Raw genomic sequence first — 17,744 nt, 5'->3', positions numbered from 1 at the left:
GCCTATTGCCTATTCCCTATTTGCCTTCTTACTTATATCAAGGAATTAATAAAATGCCAACCTATCTTTCTCCAGGTGTTTACGTTGAAGAAATAGCTTCCGGTTCTGCCCCAATTGTAGGAGTTGGAACCAGTATTGCCGCTTTTATTGGCACGATTAAAGCCAATGCTTGGTCATCAACTAATACTACTAACAACACCTCAATTAAATCTGTGGGTAGCCCTACAAGTCCAGTTGAGATTGGTGAAGGTAAAGGTGGAAACCAAAAAAATTATTCCCTATTGTCAGGAGATTATCCACTAGTTACCACAGTGGGGACTTATGGCTTCTTCGTTGGTGGGAGTCCTGTTAATTTAGATGATACAAACCCTATTACCAATAGCGATGCAGACAAATCTGCAACCGTAAAATTTAAAGATGCGATTCCTTCCGGGGAAAAAATTACCGGATATTACCAAGTTCAACTACCTGTAACAGTAATTCCCAGCGACTCCAACATCGCTCAAGAAGGGGAAATTAAATTAATCACAAACTTTAGTGAATTTAAAAAATTCTTTGGTGACTTTTTACCGCCTAGTGGTGATACCCAAGGACAAAACACCTTAGCTCATGCAGTTTATGGCTTTTTCAGAAATGGTGGAACTCGTTGTTATGTCACCTGGATATCTGGAGAAAATCAACTTGCGGGTGTTTTAGATGCCTTTGAAGCTATTGATGAAATCACTATCGTCGCTGCACCAGGAAATTTAGCCCTCAGAGATGATATCAAAGACCATGCGGAAAAACTAGGCGATCGCATTGCGATTCTGGATAGTCTAGATACCATCGACCTTAGCAGCACAGGAGTGGTGAATACTCTTAAACCCTTCAACTCTGCCTATGCAGCTTTATATTTCCCGTGGATTCAAGTTTTCGATCCTGCAAGCAATAGCAATATTTATATTCCCCCAAGCGGTCATATTGCAGGAATTTATGCACGGGTTGATGGGCAAAGGGGAGTACACAAAGCCCCTGCCAATGAAACTATTTTGGGAGCCTTAGATTTAAAATATAATCTCAGCAAAGCCAAACAAGATGGGCTTAATCCCGATGGCATTAACGTTATTCGCAAGTTAAACGGGAACATCCGCGTTTGGGGTGCGCGTACCTTGGGCGGAGATGCAAATACAGAGTTTAAATACGTCAATATTCGCCGTCATTTTAGTTACCTGCGAGACTCCATTGATAAAGGGACTCAATGGACAGTTTTTGAACCCAATACCCCCGAACTATGGGCAAAAATCCGCCGCAATATCAGTGCTTTTTTATTGATAGAGTGGCGCAAAGGTGCATTATTTGGCACAACACCCCAAGAAGCTTTTTATGTCAAATGTGATGCCGAAACCAACCCCCCAGAAGTGCGGGATTTGGGTCAAGTTGTCACAGAGATTGGTCTAGCAGTGGTGAAGCCAGCAGAATTCGTGATTTTCCGTCTGAGTCAATGGACTGGGACGGGAACGTAGGGGATAGGGGATAGGGGATAGGGAATAGGGGATAGGGGATAGGGGATAGGCAAATAGGCAATAGGCAATAGGCAATAGGCAAGTAGGCAATAGGTAGGAGGTGATCTCAATGGAAACAAGTTTCACAGGAAAGTATGAAAGTGGTTTTTCCCTACTCCTCACTGAAAATAATGACAAATGACCAATGACAAATGACAAATGACAAATGACCAATGACAACTTTAGAGCCAAAAATACCAGGTATCTCTTTAAACTATGTCGTTCCTACTCCACAACCTGAGTTACTGACAGGTGTTCCGGTATTCTTTGGCTTGACATCGCTTAGAGAGGGAGTGAACGAACCAAAAAAGCTAACCTTGGCGACGCATTTTCAGCAATATTTTGGTCAAGCTAAGGGATATTTAGCAGATGTAATCAAAGGATTTTTTGAAAACGGAGGTCGTCTTTGTTATGTTATAGCCTTATCTGACAATACTCTTAAGGCTCTCCAACAAGGTTTAGAGACGAGCGAAGTCTTAGAAAATGTTGATTTGGTTTGTGTTCCCGACATCATGCTTGGTTCAGATGCGGAAGTTATGCAGATGCAGCAAGCTATTTTAAAACATTGCGAGCAGATGGGCGATCGCTTTGCCATTCTTGATGCTTTGAATGATCTAGGAAAACTAAATGAGCAACGCAAACGACTTTCTAGCCAAAACGGGGCATTATATGCACCTTGGCTAAAAGTAGAATTTCGCGTCGATCCTATTCCTCCCTGTGGTCATATTGCCGGAATATATGCAAGTTGCGATCGCACAGTCGGAGTACATGGCGCACCTGCCAATATTCCACTTGCAGGGGTATTGGATCTCAGTTTTCCCCTAACTCCCAAAGACCAAGAACAGCTTAATCCAAAAAACGCAGCGGGAGTCAATTGTATTCGTAGCTTCCAAGGACGAGGTATGCGAGTCTGGGGAGTGCGTACCCTCAGCCCCATCGCTGAATGGCAATATGTCAACGTGCGTCGCTTATTTCTCACCTTTGGACGCTGGGTAAATCGTAACTTAGCCGATACAGTGTTTGAACCCAATGCTTTTCCTTTATGGGTGCGGCTGCAAAGGGAATTAAGCATTTATTGTGAATCTTTATGGCGACAAGGTGCTATCCAAGGTGCTTTGCCCCAAGAGGCATTTTATGTCAAATGTGATGCCGAAACTAATCCTCCTGAAAATCGAGAAATGGGACAAGTAATAGCAGAAGTTGGTTTAGCTCCCACTATTCCAGGGGAATTTATTCAACTTTTAGTTGTTCAAAGTAGTAGCGGAATTACATTTATATGAAGGCAATAGGTAATAGGGAATGGGCAATAGTAAAAAAGGGGAAAAAGGAGGTAGATATGTGTTGAGTGTTTCAAAAATTAAATGGGAATTATATAGCACAATACAGTTCAGATAAGACGAAAACACTTGTAGAGACGGCGATTTATCGCGTCTTCAAAGACCAATTACCTACACCAATAACCCTTATACCAATTTTGTATGAAGCTGCATAGAATTAGATCCCCCCTAGCCCCCCTTAAAAAGGGGGGAACTGGAAAAACATCTATCAAAGTCCCCCTTTTTAAGGGGGATTTAGGGGGATCGAGATATGTGCAACTTCACATTAAATTGGTATTAACCCAAGCGTATTGTTATATAGCAATACAGTTCAGATAAGACCAAAACACTTGTAGAAACGGCAATTTATCGCGTCTCAAAAACTGATAATTGTTAATTCAAATTTATTGCAGGAGATTCTATTATGCCAACAATTTCTAATCCCCACGACCCATACAGTGGTTATAATTTCTGGGTGGAATGGGATGGTATTGTCCATGCTGGTTTTCGTGAATGTAGCGGTTTGACAGCAACTCGCAATGCAGGAACTTACCGAGAAGGAACAGATAAGGCATTAAGCCAACGTCAAATTCCCGGTCTTAATACTTATGGCAACATTACCCTAAAACGGGGAATTACTGACAATAAAGAACTGTGGGAATGGCACAAAAAATTACAAAATGGCGAAACAGATCGGCGGAATCTTTCCATTATTTTAGCTGATGATAAAGGAGAAGAAAAAATTCGTTGGAATTTAGAAAATAGTTGGCCTACTACTTGGAATGCTCCAGATTTTAATGCTACCTCAGACGAAGTAGCGATAGAAACTCTCGAACTAGTTCATGAAGGTATCACCATTGGTTAATATTTTCTTTTAGTAAAATCATGCAGCAAACTGAATTTCCTTTTATCTTGCCTCAAGGATATCTAGACTCGGAAAGTAACACTCACCGTGAAGGCATAATGCGCCTTTCAACTGCCTATGATGAAATTGCCCCCATCCGAGATCCAAGGGTGCAAAAAAATCCTGGTTATTTGGTGATTATTCTCTTAGCAAGGACGATAGTCCAACTAGGAACATTAGACCAAATTAATACCAAAATAATTGAGGGTTTATTTTCAGGAGATTTAGTCTATTTACAGGATTTTTATCAAAGGATTAACCAAAATGGTCATAGTCGTCTACGGGTAGCTTGTCCCCACTGTGACGGAGAGTTTGAAGTGGAAACTATTCCCGCGGGGGAGTAATTTGCTACCCCACAGAACGACTGCTGGAGGAGGTAGCTTATCTCGCCTACCATTTTCATTGGTCTTACGAACAGATTATGACAATGGAACACCGAGAACGTCAGCAGTGGGTGACGCAGGTAGCACAAATTAATCAGCGACTTAGCGATTGAACAGGAAAAAAATGAATCCCAAACTTATCGCACTCAATGCAGCTTTAGCCGCAGGTTCAACAGCCAGTTTACTGGGACATGACCCCTACATGGCTTATAATTTTGCCGTGGAAATTGGAGGAGTTGTTATTGGTGGTTTTAGCGAAGTTAGCGGTTTAAGTAGCGAAATTGAGTTGGAATCTTATCAGGAAGGAGGCTTAAACGATTTCATTCATCAATTTCCCAAACATACTACCTATCCAAATTTGGTTTTGAGTCGAGGATTGGTGAATATTGATTTGTTTTATATTTGGTATAAAGCAACTAGTCAAGGGTGGATTCAGCAGTTAAACGGTACGATTCTCTTGCTTAATAATCAGCAAATCCCGGTGATGTGGTGGACATTTAAAAAAGCATATCCCGTCAAGTGGGAAGGCCCAAGCTTTAACGCTAGTAGCGATGAAATTGCTGTAGAAAAAATTGAATTGGTGCATCAAGGAATTTCTAAGTTATAGGGAATAGGGAATAGGGAATAGGGAATAGGGAGTAGGTGATAGGTAAGGAGGTTTTTATAGTTGTATTCAGCTTCGTAAAAATCGCATAGGAGTTTTATGTTGCATCATGGCAAACTTATCTAATTGGCAAGATTCACTTGATGAGGGGTTGGTAAATCGCCTCCATCGTCCCTTACGTCAACCGGGAATGATGAAAATGGCGATGAGTCAGCGCATTATTAATCGTTGCGATCGCTTTTTAAATCGTTTACCTCTTTTGAATCAACAAATGCAACGTTGGGGTAATACTAATACCCTATCATCTGAGCCTATGCCGATTGTTTATGCACAGCCTGTTTCATTAGCAAAAGAACAAGAAGTAGAGAATAGGGTACATAATTTTCTGCCAACTGTCTCCCAAGTTGAGCCTTCGCCTAATATAATTCAAAGAAAAATAGATTCTTCTCAATCTTTACCAATTAGAACAGTTAGTAATACTACCCCTACACAAAATATTACAGATTTATCAATTTCTAATTTTACAGATGACACAACCCAATCTTTCACTTTAGAAACGCCAATTCATAAAACCTCTATATCTTCATCTGAAGTTTCAGTAGTTTCGCCACAACCCATTGGTGAACAATTACCAAAAATAGCAGAAATGGCGTTAGTAGATTTGACAAACTCGCAAACATCTTTGCCTAATAGCGCTGAATCAAATCTCAATCACCCATCTCAAACAATTGTAGATAGCATTTCTTTCTCTTCATCAGAAATTCCCATAGTTTCGCCACAATTCATAGCTGAACAATTGTCACAAACAGCAGAAATGTTGTCATCACAAGAATTTACCAGCATTCCTGATGTGACACTACCTATTATTCAAGCAAAACTCCAGATTGATTCCAGATCACAGCCATCTCTTCCTATTGTTAATGATTTAAATAATTTAGCTGACCAACAAGAAACACAAGCAGATAATTTAAGCTCAGTTAAGCACGAAAACTTAATATATCAAATCTCCTCAAAACAACTTCCCATCGTCACTGCACAACCTCTAACTCCTCAAGTTAATTTGAATAAGCAAAAAATATCATTTTCTCAAAATCAACCTGCAACGATCTTCAACACACAGCCTGTTACTATTTCTACCTCACAAATTAATCAAAGTAATCACAAGCAAAACATATCTCCTCTTCCTGTTGTTTCTGTAACTTCTCCAAGTAACCCATCCTTAAAACCTGAATCTTTGCCTTTACCCATAGCTAAAACTAATCCATCATCAAAGAGTAATAGCCAGCAATCGAACCTATCGAACCGCAATTCAATATCAAATACGGATTCTTCATCACCTCCTAGAAGTTTTGCCAGTCCTGTATCACCAACAGAAACCTCAGTTTCGCCAATAGCAACTCAATCCAATATTGATGTTGATGCTATCGCTAGTCAAGTTGAACGAAAACTAATGCGACGGTTAGTAATTGAAAGTGAACGCAGAGGAAAAAATCGATGGCACTAGAGAAGTTAACTATCAAAGCTGAAAAAAATAACCCAGGAGACTTTGCTGATAAATTTAAAGTTCTTTTTAACCCTAATCAAGTGGAAATTGTCAAAACAGGCTGGTCAATGGGAAATTATGGCCCAGTTGCATCTAAAGAATTAACTCAACTTAGTCTTGATTTGTTCTTTGACACCACGCTGATAGGATTTCCCCCAGAAAATGTCCAAAACTATACCCGCAAAATTTTTAGTTTGACTCAGCCTCGCATTGGCAAAAATCCCAAACGTCCCCCTCGTTGTCAACTAATTTGGGGAACTATATCGGGTAAAGATAGCTTGTTATTACCTGATGGTTTTTTAGAAAGTGTTACTAAAAAACTGACTCATTTTCTTGAAGATGGTACGCCTGTCAGAGCCACCTTAACCTGTAAATTTAAAGAATGGAAAGAACCGAAAAAAAAGGCAAAGATTGCTAATCCCATTGATGATCCTGTGAGAATAGTTAAACGAGGAGAAACTTTAAGTAGTATCGCCACTGAAGAATATGGAGATCCGGCTTTATGGCGTGTAATTGCCGCAGAAAATCGTTTAAACAATCCTCGTATCTTAAATCCTGGAACTGTGCTGACAATTCCTCCTTTGCGAATTACTAGCCTGACTCAGAGGAGTTAAATCATGCCAAATGATGCTTCCTTATTAAATCCTAATGTCAAAATTTTGGTTCAAAGCAAACCCTTAGCCACAGAAATAGAAGCTGATTTGGTATCAGCTTTAGTCTCTGAGGATTTGGAAGCGCCTGGTATGTTCGAGCTGCGATTAGTTACTTGGGACTTATTAAAACAAGAAATGACATGGGTAGATAACAAAGTATTTGATGTTGGTAATGAAGTAGAAATTCAAATGGGATATGAACAAGAACTCAAAACTATCATGGTGGGGGAAATTACGGGATTAGAACCAGAATATACCCAGGATGTAGCACCTGTATTAGTAGTGCGTGGTCATGATTTACGCCATCGTTTGTTGCGAGGAAGTCACACAAAATCTTTCCTCAAAATTAAGGATAGTGAAATTGTCAGTCAAATTGCTAGAACTAGAGGACTTACAGCAAAAGTTACCGATACTAAAGTGAAGCTAGAATATATTTTGCAACATAATCAAACAGATTGGGAGTTTTTAAAAGAGAGAGCTAAACGCATTGGTTATGAAGTTGCAATAGATCAAAAAACTCTCCATTTCCGTCCCCATGAGAACGCTACAGAGAAAGTTTTGACTCTAACTTATGGAGAAGATTTACAAGAGTTTTTACCACGCTTAAGTACGATGAATCAGGTACAACAGTTAGAGGTCAAAGGTTGGATTGCTCAAGAAAAAAAAGAGGTGTCGGGCAAAGCAACAGTAGGAAAAGAAGGTGGCACAATGGGAGGTTTAACTTCTGGGTCAAAAGCGGTCAAAAAAGCCTTTGGTGAATCGAGTTATACGATAGTCAATCAACCTTTATCAAGTAAAGAAGAAGCCGATAATATGGCATTAGGGCAGTTTCAGGATATGGCGATCGCCTACATTACTGGTGAAGGAACTTGTCAAGGCAATCCTAATTTACGCGCCGGAAAAGTGATTGAAATTCTTGGACTTGGTAAAAGATTTAGCGGTCTTTATTATATTAAAAGCGCGGAACATAGTTATTCACAAAATCAAGGTTATAAAACTTCATTTACTGTGGGGAGAAATGCTACATGAATGGAATAGAATTTTTATTATCAAATAACCAAAACCATCATTTTTACGGCGTCACTGTTGGCATAGTTACTAATAACAAAGACCCAGAGAGATTAGGAAGAATTAAAGTGAAATTTCCTTGGCTATCTTCAGAAGAAGAAAGTTACTGGGCTAGAATTGTAACTCTCATGGCAGGAAATGACCGGGGTATTTATTTTTTGCCGGAAGTTAATGATGAAGTTTTGGTTGCTTTTGAACAAGGTGATATGAATTTCCCTTACATTCTTGGTGCTTTGTGGAATGGGAAAGATAAACCACCAATAACAAATGAAGATGGGGAAAATAATCAACGAGTCATTAAATCTCGAAGTGGTCATAAGATTGTTTTAGATGATACTGAGGAGAATGAACAGATTATTATTCAAGATAAGACTGGTAAAAATAAAATTGTGATTAATTCTCAAGAAAATAAGATGAATATTCAAGTTGAAAAAGATTTAACTATTGAAACTAAAGGGAAAATTATCTTAAAGAGTAGTGATGATGATATATCGATTGAATGTAAAAATCTGCAAATAACAACTCAACAAAATTATCAGTTAGAAGTAGGTGCAAATTGTACTATTAAAGCTAAAGCTAAATATGATTTGGAAGCACAATCGGGTTTAGGGATTAAATGTGCAAACGGAGTGAAAATAAATGATGGTTCATTAGAGGTGATGTAATGGATATTGATTTTCTGGGTGTGGGATGGACTTTACCAATTCAACTTGATGAAAAGGGTCAAATTAAAGTCGCAAAATATGAAGATGTTGTACGTCAATCGATTTGGATGATTCTCAGTACTGCCAAAGGAGAACGGGTAATGCGTCCTGACTTTGGCTGTGATATTCACGAAAAGGTGTTCTCTCCTAATAGTTTAGGAACGGTTGGGCAAATTGTTAGTGATGTGCGCGATGCGTTAATTGAATGGGAACCTCGCATTGATGTTTTAGATGTTGATACAATTCCCGATCGCAACCAACCAAATGTGATTTTAATTCAGGTAAATTATCAAGTTCGGACAACAAATAATATTTTTAATTTAGTTTATCCTTTTTACTTGCAGTAATTTTTATGGCTTATTTACCGCCCAAAATTGACCAACGCACCTATGAAGAAATTGTTCAGCAAACTGAGAAGTTAGTAGAGCAATATACCGACTGGAAACCTGCACCTGAAGATAAAACTGATGCTGGTAGGGCATTAATTCGCATTTTTGGGCGGATGGTAAAATTAGTCAGCGATCGCCTCAACCAAGTTCCAGAGAAAAATTTTCTGGCTTTCCTTGATTTAATTGGCGGAGAACTCAAACCTCCCCAACCTGCTAAAGTTCCTTTAACCTTTTATTTGGCACAAGGAAGTCCAGCAGATGGGTTAGTTCCTGCTCATACTCAAGTTTCTGCACCACCAGCAGAGGGTACAGACGAAGAAATTGTGTTTGAAACGGATCGAGAATTAGTTGTCACAACGACGCAATTACAAGCAGTATTTGTGCGCGAGCCAAGTCAGGATAAGTACGCAGAGCGCACTTTGGAAGCAACAGGAGAAGATGATGCAGCTTATTTCGCCTTTGCTGGCGATCGCTCTATTCCCCATTCTCTCTACATAACTTGTCCCGAAATTTTTGCTTTATCAGAGTTAAAAGAAATAAAACTAATTATTACTACGGATAGTGCTAGTCAATTCCAAAATTTACCGCTGAATTGGTCTTATTGGGATGGTTTTCAATGGCAAGAAAGTCCAACTCCTAGCCTGAGTCAAAAAAATAACCAGTGTACGATTACTTTTACCAATTTACCTATTCCAACTCCTTCTGAAATTCAGGGAAAAGTAGGGAGATGGTTACAAGCACAGTTAACTAATATATCTTTAAATTTACCTCAAGTTACTAAGATTCAAGGTAGTTTAAATGTTAAACAATCTAGTTTGATTCCTGAAAATTGCTTATTTAATTCTACTTCTATAGACCTGAGCAAAGATTTTTATCCCTTTGGAGAACAACCAGAAACTAACGATACATTTTATATTACCTTACATGATACATTTATTAAACCAAATACAATTATTACTATTGATATACAGTTAAGTTATAAACCTGTAAATATCAATAATTTAAAAATTAGCTGGGAAATTGGTAACGGTCAAATATGGCAAGAAATAACAAATGAAAATAATCAACTAAGATGGATAGAGAATTCCTCATCTATTCAATTTAGTGAACGAAATATTATCCAAGCAAAGTTACAATTTCCCAACGCAGAAAATATCCCTTCTCCTAGTACTGTGAATGGCGAAACTCGTTATTGGATTCGCGCTCGAATTACTCAAGGTCATTATGGCAAAGCCGCAGATGAGCGCAAATATCCTATCTATGATGACTTGGCAGTTTTGAGAGAGGAAATCAAAAAAGGAACAAGCGAAATTAAAGTTGATGGTCTCGATTTATTCAAAGTTGGGGATACCATTCGTCTTCTTCCTAATACCGGGGGATTTCCAGAAGAAAATCAAATTACCAAAATTACTCAGACAGATAATAAGCTGACGCTAAAAAGTGGAATTTTGAATACAATTTTAGATGTTGGCACTCGGATTATGCGTAAGTTGATTATCACTGAAACAATTCTTCCAACTTACGATCCACCTATAATTAAATCATTAAAATTAACCTACGATTTTACCATTACAGAAAACGCTGTTTATTTTGCTGCTAATGATTTTACTTATTCTCAGCCAACAAGCTTTAGCACAAAATTAAAACGCAAGGCTGTTAGTGGAGATAAATTACTATTTTTGGGTGAAGTTAAAGGATTAACTGTTGGTGAGTTTTTAACAATTAATTCTGAAAATTATCAAATAGAAACGATAAACTCCGAAAGTAATCAAGTTATACTCACCTCAATAATTCAGCAGGATGTAGCTAGCAATACTGACGTTAATCGTTATTTTACGCCCTTTATTCCTACCGTTGATAGAGAATCAACTCTTTATCTGGGATTTGATAAATCTTTTGAGAATAAAACGGTTACTCTTTATGCACAACTTGAGCCGCCATTACCAGATGAATTATCAGCTAATATTACAACAGAAACTTTCATTACAGAAACGGCAAATGCCGGAGATACAACACTAAATCTTGCTGATGTAACTGGCTGGAAAAATGGCGATCGCCTAGAAATTCAAAACCCTCTCAACGCTAAACAATACAATAACTATACGATTAGCGATATTAACAACAATCAAGTCACCATCAATCAATCTCTGCAACAAAGTTATCACTCTGGTAACTTAGTTATTCATCCCAAACAACCGGAATTAGTTTGGGAATATTCTAGCAATTTAGGTTGGCAACCATTAGGGGTATACGATGAAACTCAATCATTTTACCAACGAGGTTTAATTAAATTTATTGCACCAGCAGATTTCAGCAAAAGAGAAACCTTTGGTAAACAACTTTATTGGTTACGAGTTCGTTGGCAAGGAGGTAATTTTTGGGTTAAACCTCGTCTGCGTCGCTTATTAACTAATACAATTTGGGCAGTTCAGGCAATTAGTTTACGAGAAGAAATCTTAGGTTCAAGTAACCACGATCCAAATCAAATTTTTGTTGCCAATAATACCCCCATTTTGATGGGACAACAATTAGAAGTCCAAGAAGGAGAAATTCCCGAAGTAGAATCCGATCGCCTCAAAGTAATTCGAGATGATTTAGGAGAAATTGAGTCAGTTTGGGTGCTTTGGCAAGAAGTACCAGATTTTTATGCTTCGAGTGCTAGCGATCGCCATTATATTTTGGATCGACAAACAGGCGAAATTCGCTTTGGCAATGGACAAGCCGGGATGATCCCCCCCAGTGGACGGAATAATATTCGCCTGTCTTTTTATCGCACTGGAGGCGGTAAACAGGGAAACGTCACCTCACAAACTATCAGTCAACTGAAAACTACTATTCCCTACATCGATCGAGTAATTAACCTCGAAGCAGCCGCAGGTGGGGCGCAACAGGAGACTTTAGATCGTCTCAAAGAACGAGTACCCAAGCAACTACGTCACCGCGATCGCGCTGTCACCTTTGAGGATATTGCAGATTTAGCTTACGAAGCTTCTACAGATGTCGCCAGAGTCAAAGTAGTTCCACCAGATTTGCTGACAGCTAATTTTAGTCCATTGAATCAAAAACTTTGGCTCGATCCTACCAAAGCAGATGTGTCATTTGAAGATACTCTCAATGAGAAATTGCTGACAATCAACAATGAGAGTGAAAGAACTAGCTTTGCAAACATGATGTGGGAAATCAACCGTCGTGCAGGGCAAGTTAAATTGATTGTTTTGCCCCATAGTAGCGATCGCCAACCAATCCCTAGTTTAGCTTTACTGGAGCGAGTCGAAACCTATATTCGTTCCCGTTGTCAGCCAACAATGGATTTAATAGTTACCGCCCCCAAATGGCAAGAAGTCACCATGAACGCAACCATAACTCCTGTGTTCCTCGAAAACGCAGACATTGTAAGAAACAGTGTTAATCAACGCTTAGAAGCCTTCCTCCATCCCCTAACCGGAGGTAAAGGAGAGGGGTGGCAATTTGGCCGCTATCCCCAAAAATCCGATCTTTACGCCATTATTCAATCCATTGCGGGAGTCGATTATGTGAACTCTTTAGAAGTATTACTTACAACAACAAACTCATCCCTCAGCGCTGATACTTTAATTTATTCTGGTCTTCATAGTATTCAAATTCAAGGCAAGAGGCAATAGGCAAGAGGCAATAGGCAATAGGCAATAGATTGGTGAATATAAGGAATAAAACATGTCAGAAATTCATGATTTTAAAGATTTAATAATTTGGCAAAAAGGCATCGAAATTGCAGAGAAGTGTTATTTATTAACTAAAAATTTTCCTAGAGATGAACTCTTTGGGATGACTCAACAGATAAGAAGATCATCTGCTTCTATTCCAGCCAATATTGCGGAAGGATATGGAAGAAGAACACCTGGTGATTATGGAAGATTTTTAAACATCAGCCAAGGCTCAATTAATGAATTGCAAACTCATCTTATCTTATCCTCTAGAGTAGGACTATGCACTGTCAAAGATATAGAATTGATTATTCAGCATCTTCAAGAAGAAACAAAAATGATTATTTCCCTTCTCAAAAAGTTAAATAATTAAAAACTATTGCCTATTGCCTCTTGCCTCTTGCCTATTCCCCATTCCCCATTCCCCATTCCCCTTATGACTCTACCCTTACCCAATCTCGACGATCGCACCTACGCCAACTTAGTAGAAGAAGCCATTTCTCAAATTCCCGTTGAATATCCCGAATGGACAGATCATAATCCCACAGATACCGGAATTATCCTGATTGAATTGTTGGCATGGTTAACAGAAATGACTCTCTATCGAGTTAATCAAATTCCTGATGATAATTATGCCAGTTTTATGAGTTTACTTAAAGGAGAACAATGGAATTTACCAATTAACCTTTCTGCCCAAGAACGACAAAAGACTTTGCAATCAGAAATTAAAAATACTTTATTGGAATTGCGGAAAACTTATCGGGCAATTACTCCAGATGATTTTGAAAAATTGGTACTTATCGATTGGAATCAATCGCCAGATTATGGCGACTTAAAAATTGCCAGAGTTAAATGTTTAGCACAACGTAATTTATCTCATTTAGATGCCAATACTGTTAAAAAAGGACATATTAGCTTAGTAGTTGTTCCTGAAAATAATCAAGGAGAAAATCAATATAAAAACTTATTTAAATTTCTCGACAACAGAAGACTTTTAACTACTCGCCTACATATTGTAGAACCTGAGTATGTATCTATAGCCGTAGAAGCAGAATTAGTGCTTGAAGATGGCGCACAAGCAGAAGCAGTTAAAACACAGGCGAAAAAAGAAGTTGAAATGTTTTTTGATCCGCTGCGATCGCAAAAATATTGGCAGGGAAAAGGATGGCCTTTTGGTCGGAGTGTTTATATATCCGAATTATATAAGCTATTAGATGATTTGGAGGGAGTAGATTACGTTGAAAATCTGCAAATTAAAGATAAAAATAATACTTCCAAAACAGAAATTAATTTAGCAGATAATCAGTTAGTTAAACTCAATATCGAAAATACTAAATTTACAATACTAGTAGAAGTTGACAATGAACGCAAAAAACTCTGAATTAATTAGTAGCTATCAACAATATTTACCGCCAATTCTCCAGCAAGATGCCTTTATCGGTCAATTACTGCTAGCATTTGAAACAATTCTCAGCGGAATAAATGAAACTTCTAATCAAGAGCAAATTATTACTCCACCAGCATTAGAAGAAATTATAGATAATATTCATATTTATTTCAATCCTCAACAAACTCCAGAGGAATTTTTACCTTGGTTAGCAGGATGGGTAGCCTTAAGTTTACGGAATGATTGGCAGGTAGAAGTTAAAAAAGCATTTATTCAGCAAATTGTCCGACTGTATCGTTTGCGAGGAACAAAACAAGGATTAATCGAAATTTTAGGTATTTATTTAAAAAACTCAGGATTTGGTGAAAAGGTTGAAGTCTTCGATGAATTTGATAATTTTCCTAATTATTTTCAAGTTCAATTAACTTTAAAAGACCGAGATCCTGATAAGTATTGGCGACAGGCTAAAATTGCCAAAGCCATTATCGATCGCGAAAAGCCAGCACAGACATTTTATACCCTAAAAATTCTTGTGCCAACGATGCAGCTAACCAAGCGATCGCACGTTGCTTATCCTTTCAAATTATTTGAACCTCTACAAAATCAAAAATTTGCAATAGAAGTCATAATTACTCCCAACGCAAGTAATAGCAGTACTATTAATCAATTGGCTAAACAGTTATTAGTTCAACTCCAAGGTAATTCAAAATTAATTACTCCTGATTCGTCGAAGATAATTATAAACAATAAATATTTTACCATTCAACAAGATTTAAATTATCAGCATTTTCAGGAAAATTTGACAGGTTTCAATGTTGCCTTGTCAAATCGGACTGATAAAGATTTTGTTGGAAATTTAGCAATCAAACTTTATTTTTATATGAATGGTAAAGAATATAGCAATACACTATTAGAGCAATCTATAAATTTATCGCCTGTCCTTAAAATTTATAATAAAAACAACACAGGAGAAATTATTGAAGGAAATACAATTTTTAAACAAGCTAGTCAACCGCAAAAATCAGGAATGAAGATAACAGAATCTATATGGAGTCAACCCTACACTTTTCAGACATTTGAACCACCCAAAATTCAAGAATTGCAGTTATCTGAGGCTGCAATTCTTGAAAAACTCGAACTAGAAGCAATTGTAGAAATTATTCAACCTAACACCATCACCTCAGATATACTCAATAAAATTACAGTTCGCCTTCAAGATGATGTTTCAGAATTTCATTTATTCACACCAGAAACTATCAGAGAAAATAATAAGATCACAATCAAGCGTACCCTTTACTACCAACAATTTACCCAAACTATAGATAGATTAGATGTGGCAATCAAAAATCTCAATAATATTGATATTGTTGGTAAAGTCACTGTTCAAGCTTCCTTGAAGATTAATCAGCGTTTATCGACTTATCAATTACTAGAACAAACCTTTAACCTCACAGCCGTTTCTCCTTATAATATTCTAGAAATTTGCCGTAAAAACGAAGAAGGTCAAATTATTTCTGGTAACACAATTCTCGGAACAACTAGTCAATCATTGAACTAAATATCAGGATAAAAATGGCTAAAACTACTGATTTCACTAACTTTGCGAACGAACGTCCTAACTATTTCCCAGGGCAATATTTGCTAGAAGATGATTTTGAACTCGAACACAAATATCTTAGCGATCGCCAACGCTATTATAATCAGAGTCTTCATATTTCTGGAATTATTGAAGGACTGGAAGTTGAAGTTATTCAAGATAAAAAAGCTGTCTTAATTAAATCTGGCTCGGCTATAAATATTAACGGAGAACTAATTGTTTTAAAACAAGACATTACATTTTCCGATTTCAAAAATATTACTAACGGTGAATTATACATCCAATATTCTCAAAAACAACAAGTTAAACAGCAAGAAGATGTAACTGATAGCTACACTCGTTGGATTGAAAATCCTATTTTGGGATTTACAGCTACAACTCCTGAAAATAGCGTTAAGCTAGCAAAACTGACAATTTCTCAAGATACTATTACTCTTGATGCTAACGTTCGAGAATATTCAGGTTTATCGTTACCAAACTCTAATAGTAAAGCTTTGACTCTGCGTTCTGGGGGAAATGCAAATTCAAACTTAGCCGTTTTGACAGGTAGTTTAAAGATTGATGGCAATTTAGAGGTTAACAACAATATTTTAGTCAAAGGTACAACTTCTAGTTTGTTAGGAATTGGGGATGAATTTTCAGAAGGAAATACTGGTGGTAATCGTGAATGGATGAAACGAGGAGTGAGGATTTTTTGGAATTCAGATAATCTGTTTATTGGTCTAAAAGACGAAGGTAGTAATCGTAAAGATGCTGTAGTTGCTTGGGGAGACGATCCACAAGAGGACTTACGATTTATTAATATCCAATCTGGAGGAGCCATTGAGGGAAATGAAGTTATTAGAGTCAAAGCAAATGGCAATGTTGGTATTGGTACGAATAATCCAGGCAACTATAAATTAAATGTACAAGGTAATCAGTTACTTAACGGTAGTCTGAATATTTCTGAGACATCATCACCATTAAATCCAGTTGCTAAGTTAGATATATCAACTGCTTCTCGCACAGGTAATCATCCGAATGCTGTTAAAGGTTTATATGTGACAGGCGATTTTAATGCTGATAGTGATGGGATAGAGTTTCGGCATACTAACGGAACTCAAGGAATAGGCTTTGGTTTCAACACAATTTATGCAGCAGGAAGCAATAACGATCAAGACTTGAACTTAAAGCCAAAAGGGACAGGAAAAGTTATTACCAAAGGTAGTTTAACCATTCAGGAAGGTAAAATTAATCTCAATGGCAATCAACAAATTGTTTTTACAGATATAGATGCAACAAACAATCTAAAAATACAACTTTGGACAGGATATGGACTCGGTATTAATGGTTCTACTTTATTCTATACAGCTAACGGCAATCATTCTTGGCGAGATCATCAAAATAATGAAAGAATGTTATTAGCCACAGGTGCAAATGCTGGTTTAACAGTAAAAGGAACAGGAACATCTTCTTTTGCTGGTAATTTAACTGTAACTGGCTCTTTGTCGGTGGGTGTATCTGTTGGCAGTACGACAAATATCGACCTATCAGGTCATATTCAACTCAAAGAATATGGACAACAAAAAATTGCCTTTCTTCAAGCCAGAGACGACTCTTCCAATCGAGATATTGGCTTGAGAATTAGAACCCAAACGCAAGGTAGTACACAAAGAACTCTTGTAGACGCATTAACCATTACTCCTAGTGGAGAAATACAGGGAAAGATATGGTATTCTAACGAATACGTATGGAGCAACGGTCAACCGGAAGTCAAGATGGGACATAGTAGCAAATGCGTAGCATTTATCACATACGTGCAAGGAAAATTTGCTGGTGGCGGCGAACAAGTTTTTACTTATATAAAAAGTGACGGATATTGGTATCTTGGAGGAAAGCAGGGAAGTGCAGGTGCCGATATAGTCGCCAAAGCAAGATGTATAGGTTCTCCTGATTAGTGCGATCGCCAAACTGATCAAAATAAATTTTAAAC

At 37.7% G+C, this 17,744-nt stretch carries 16 protein-coding genes; all 16 read left to right on the top strand.

All coding sequences use genetic code 11. From position 1 onward, the window contains the following. Nucleotides 1–53 precede the first annotated feature (53 nt). The 16 genes from ACWATR_RS26300 (at nt 54) to ACWATR_RS26225 (ending at nt 17,709) form a co-directional block, all read left to right on the top strand. A complete protein-coding gene (locus ACWATR_RS26300; protein WP_460338803.1) occupies nt 54–1,502 on the top strand; it encodes a phage tail sheath family protein in 1,449 nt (482 codons plus the stop codon). Nucleotides 1,503–1,714: 212 nt separating this feature from the next. Then, nucleotides 1,715–2,821: a phage tail sheath family protein gene (locus ACWATR_RS26295; RefSeq protein ID WP_460338801.1), complete on the top strand. Its 1,107-nt coding sequence runs from the start codon at nt 1,715–1,717 to the stop codon at nt 2,819–2,821. Nucleotides 2,822–3,281: 460 nt separating this feature from the next. Then, nucleotides 3,282–3,722 (top strand): phage tail protein, encoded by a 441-nt coding sequence (locus ACWATR_RS26290; protein WP_069069339.1) that lies wholly within the window; start codon nt 3,282–3,284, stop codon nt 3,720–3,722. A gap of 20 nt (nt 3,723–3,742) precedes the next feature. Next, nucleotides 3,743–4,105 carry a phage tail assembly protein gene (locus ACWATR_RS26285; protein WP_460338798.1) on the top strand — a complete coding sequence of 121 codons (363 nt, stop codon included), beginning with the start codon at nt 3,743–3,745 and terminating at the stop codon, nt 4,103–4,105. Further along, nucleotides 4,105–4,257 carry a DUF6760 family protein gene (locus tag ACWATR_RS26280; RefSeq protein WP_460340690.1) on the top strand — a complete coding sequence of 51 codons (153 nt, stop codon included), beginning with the start codon at nt 4,105–4,107 and terminating at the stop codon, nt 4,255–4,257. Before ACWATR_RS26285 ends, ACWATR_RS26280 begins: the two co-directional genes overlap by 1 nt. Before the next feature lie 11 nt (nt 4,258–4,268). After that, nucleotides 4,269–4,751, top strand: a complete 483-nt coding sequence (locus ACWATR_RS26275; protein WP_460338796.1) for a phage tail protein — start codon at nt 4,269–4,271, stop codon at nt 4,749–4,751. Between the two features lie 106 nt (nt 4,752–4,857). Then, nucleotides 4,858–6,252: a hypothetical protein gene (locus ACWATR_RS26270; protein WP_460338794.1), complete on the top strand. Its 1,395-nt coding sequence runs from the start codon at nt 4,858–4,860 to the stop codon at nt 6,250–6,252. Beyond that, a complete protein-coding gene (locus tag ACWATR_RS26265) occupies nt 6,243–6,905 on the top strand; it encodes a CIS tube protein (RefSeq protein WP_435024716.1) in 663 nt (220 codons plus the stop codon). Before ACWATR_RS26270 ends, ACWATR_RS26265 begins: the two co-directional genes overlap by 10 nt. A 3-nt stretch (nt 6,906–6,908) precedes the next feature. Beyond that, nucleotides 6,909–7,973 carry a phage late control D family protein gene (locus ACWATR_RS26260; RefSeq protein WP_460338792.1) on the top strand — a complete coding sequence of 355 codons (1,065 nt, stop codon included), beginning with the start codon at nt 6,909–6,911 and terminating at the stop codon, nt 7,971–7,973. Continuing rightward, complete coding sequence (locus ACWATR_RS26255) at nt 7,970–8,677, top strand: phage baseplate assembly protein V (protein ID WP_460338790.1); 708 nt, start codon at nt 7,970–7,972, stop codon at nt 8,675–8,677. The genes ACWATR_RS26260 and ACWATR_RS26255 overlap by 4 nt, the downstream gene beginning before the upstream one ends. Next, nucleotides 8,677–9,063: a GPW/gp25 family protein gene (locus ACWATR_RS26250; protein ID WP_460338788.1), complete on the top strand. Its 387-nt coding sequence runs from the start codon at nt 8,677–8,679 to the stop codon at nt 9,061–9,063. Before ACWATR_RS26255 ends, ACWATR_RS26250 begins: the two co-directional genes overlap by 1 nt. Before the next feature lie 5 nt (nt 9,064–9,068). After that, nucleotides 9,069–12,746, top strand: a complete 3,678-nt coding sequence (locus ACWATR_RS26245; protein ID WP_460338786.1) for a baseplate J/gp47 family protein — start codon at nt 9,069–9,071, stop codon at nt 12,744–12,746. A gap of 52 nt (nt 12,747–12,798) precedes the next feature. Further along, complete coding sequence (locus ACWATR_RS26240; protein WP_460338784.1) at nt 12,799–13,161, top strand: four helix bundle protein; 363 nt, start codon at nt 12,799–12,801, stop codon at nt 13,159–13,161. A 63-nt stretch (nt 13,162–13,224) separates the two neighbouring features. Then, nucleotides 13,225–14,169, top strand: coding sequence for a baseplate protein J (locus tag ACWATR_RS26235; protein WP_460338782.1), 945 nt, complete (start codon nt 13,225–13,227; stop codon nt 14,167–14,169). Next, on the top strand, nt 14,150–15,733 hold the full coding sequence (locus ACWATR_RS26230; protein WP_460338780.1) for a phage tail protein: 1,584 nt from the start codon (nt 14,150–14,152) through the stop codon (nt 15,731–15,733). The genes ACWATR_RS26235 and ACWATR_RS26230 overlap by 20 nt, the downstream gene beginning before the upstream one ends. 14 nt (nt 15,734–15,747) lie before the next feature. Beyond that, nucleotides 15,748–17,709 (top strand): hypothetical protein, encoded by a 1,962-nt coding sequence (locus ACWATR_RS26225; RefSeq protein ID WP_460338778.1) that lies wholly within the window; start codon nt 15,748–15,750, stop codon nt 17,707–17,709. Nucleotides 17,710–17,744: the final 35 nt, after the last annotated feature.

The sequence above is a fragment of the Nostoc sp. UIC 10890 genome (genome assembly GCF_054786515.1).
The sequence above is the reverse complement of the archived record's forward strand: the minus strand, read 5'-3'. Positions and strand labels throughout refer to the sequence as shown.

Excerpts from the sequence above, each read along its gene's own strand:
- ACWATR_RS26300 (WP_460338803.1), top strand. The coding sequence starts at position 54 with ATGCCAACCTATCTTTCTCCAGGTGTTTACGTTGAAGAAATAGCTTCC.
- ACWATR_RS26295 (WP_460338801.1), top strand. The coding sequence starts at position 1,715 with ATGACAACTTTAGAGCCAAAAATACCAGGTATCTCTTTAAACTATGTC.
- ACWATR_RS26290 (WP_069069339.1), top strand. The coding sequence starts at position 3,282 with ATGCCAACAATTTCTAATCCCCACGACCCATACAGTGGTTATAATTTC.
- ACWATR_RS26285 (WP_460338798.1), top strand. The coding sequence starts at position 3,743 with ATGCAGCAAACTGAATTTCCTTTTATCTTGCCTCAAGGATATCTAGAC.
- ACWATR_RS26275 (WP_460338796.1), top strand. The coding sequence starts at position 4,269 with ATGAATCCCAAACTTATCGCACTCAATGCAGCTTTAGCCGCAGGTTCA.
- ACWATR_RS26270 (WP_460338794.1), top strand. The coding sequence starts at position 4,858 with ATGGCAAACTTATCTAATTGGCAAGATTCACTTGATGAGGGGTTGGTA.
- ACWATR_RS26265 (WP_435024716.1), top strand. The coding sequence starts at position 6,243 with ATGGCACTAGAGAAGTTAACTATCAAAGCTGAAAAAAATAACCCAGGA.
- ACWATR_RS26260 (WP_460338792.1), top strand. The coding sequence starts at position 6,909 with ATGCCAAATGATGCTTCCTTATTAAATCCTAATGTCAAAATTTTGGTT.
- ACWATR_RS26255 (WP_460338790.1), top strand. The coding sequence starts at position 7,970 with ATGAATGGAATAGAATTTTTATTATCAAATAACCAAAACCATCATTTT.
- ACWATR_RS26250 (WP_460338788.1), top strand. The coding sequence starts at position 8,677 with ATGGATATTGATTTTCTGGGTGTGGGATGGACTTTACCAATTCAACTT.
- ACWATR_RS26245 (WP_460338786.1), top strand. The coding sequence starts at position 9,069 with ATGGCTTATTTACCGCCCAAAATTGACCAACGCACCTATGAAGAAATT.
- ACWATR_RS26240 (WP_460338784.1), top strand. The coding sequence starts at position 12,799 with ATGTCAGAAATTCATGATTTTAAAGATTTAATAATTTGGCAAAAAGGC.
- ACWATR_RS26235 (WP_460338782.1), top strand. The coding sequence starts at position 13,225 with ATGACTCTACCCTTACCCAATCTCGACGATCGCACCTACGCCAACTTA.
- ACWATR_RS26230 (WP_460338780.1), top strand. The coding sequence starts at position 14,150 with ATGAACGCAAAAAACTCTGAATTAATTAGTAGCTATCAACAATATTTA.
- ACWATR_RS26225 (WP_460338778.1), top strand. The coding sequence starts at position 15,748 with ATGGCTAAAACTACTGATTTCACTAACTTTGCGAACGAACGTCCTAAC.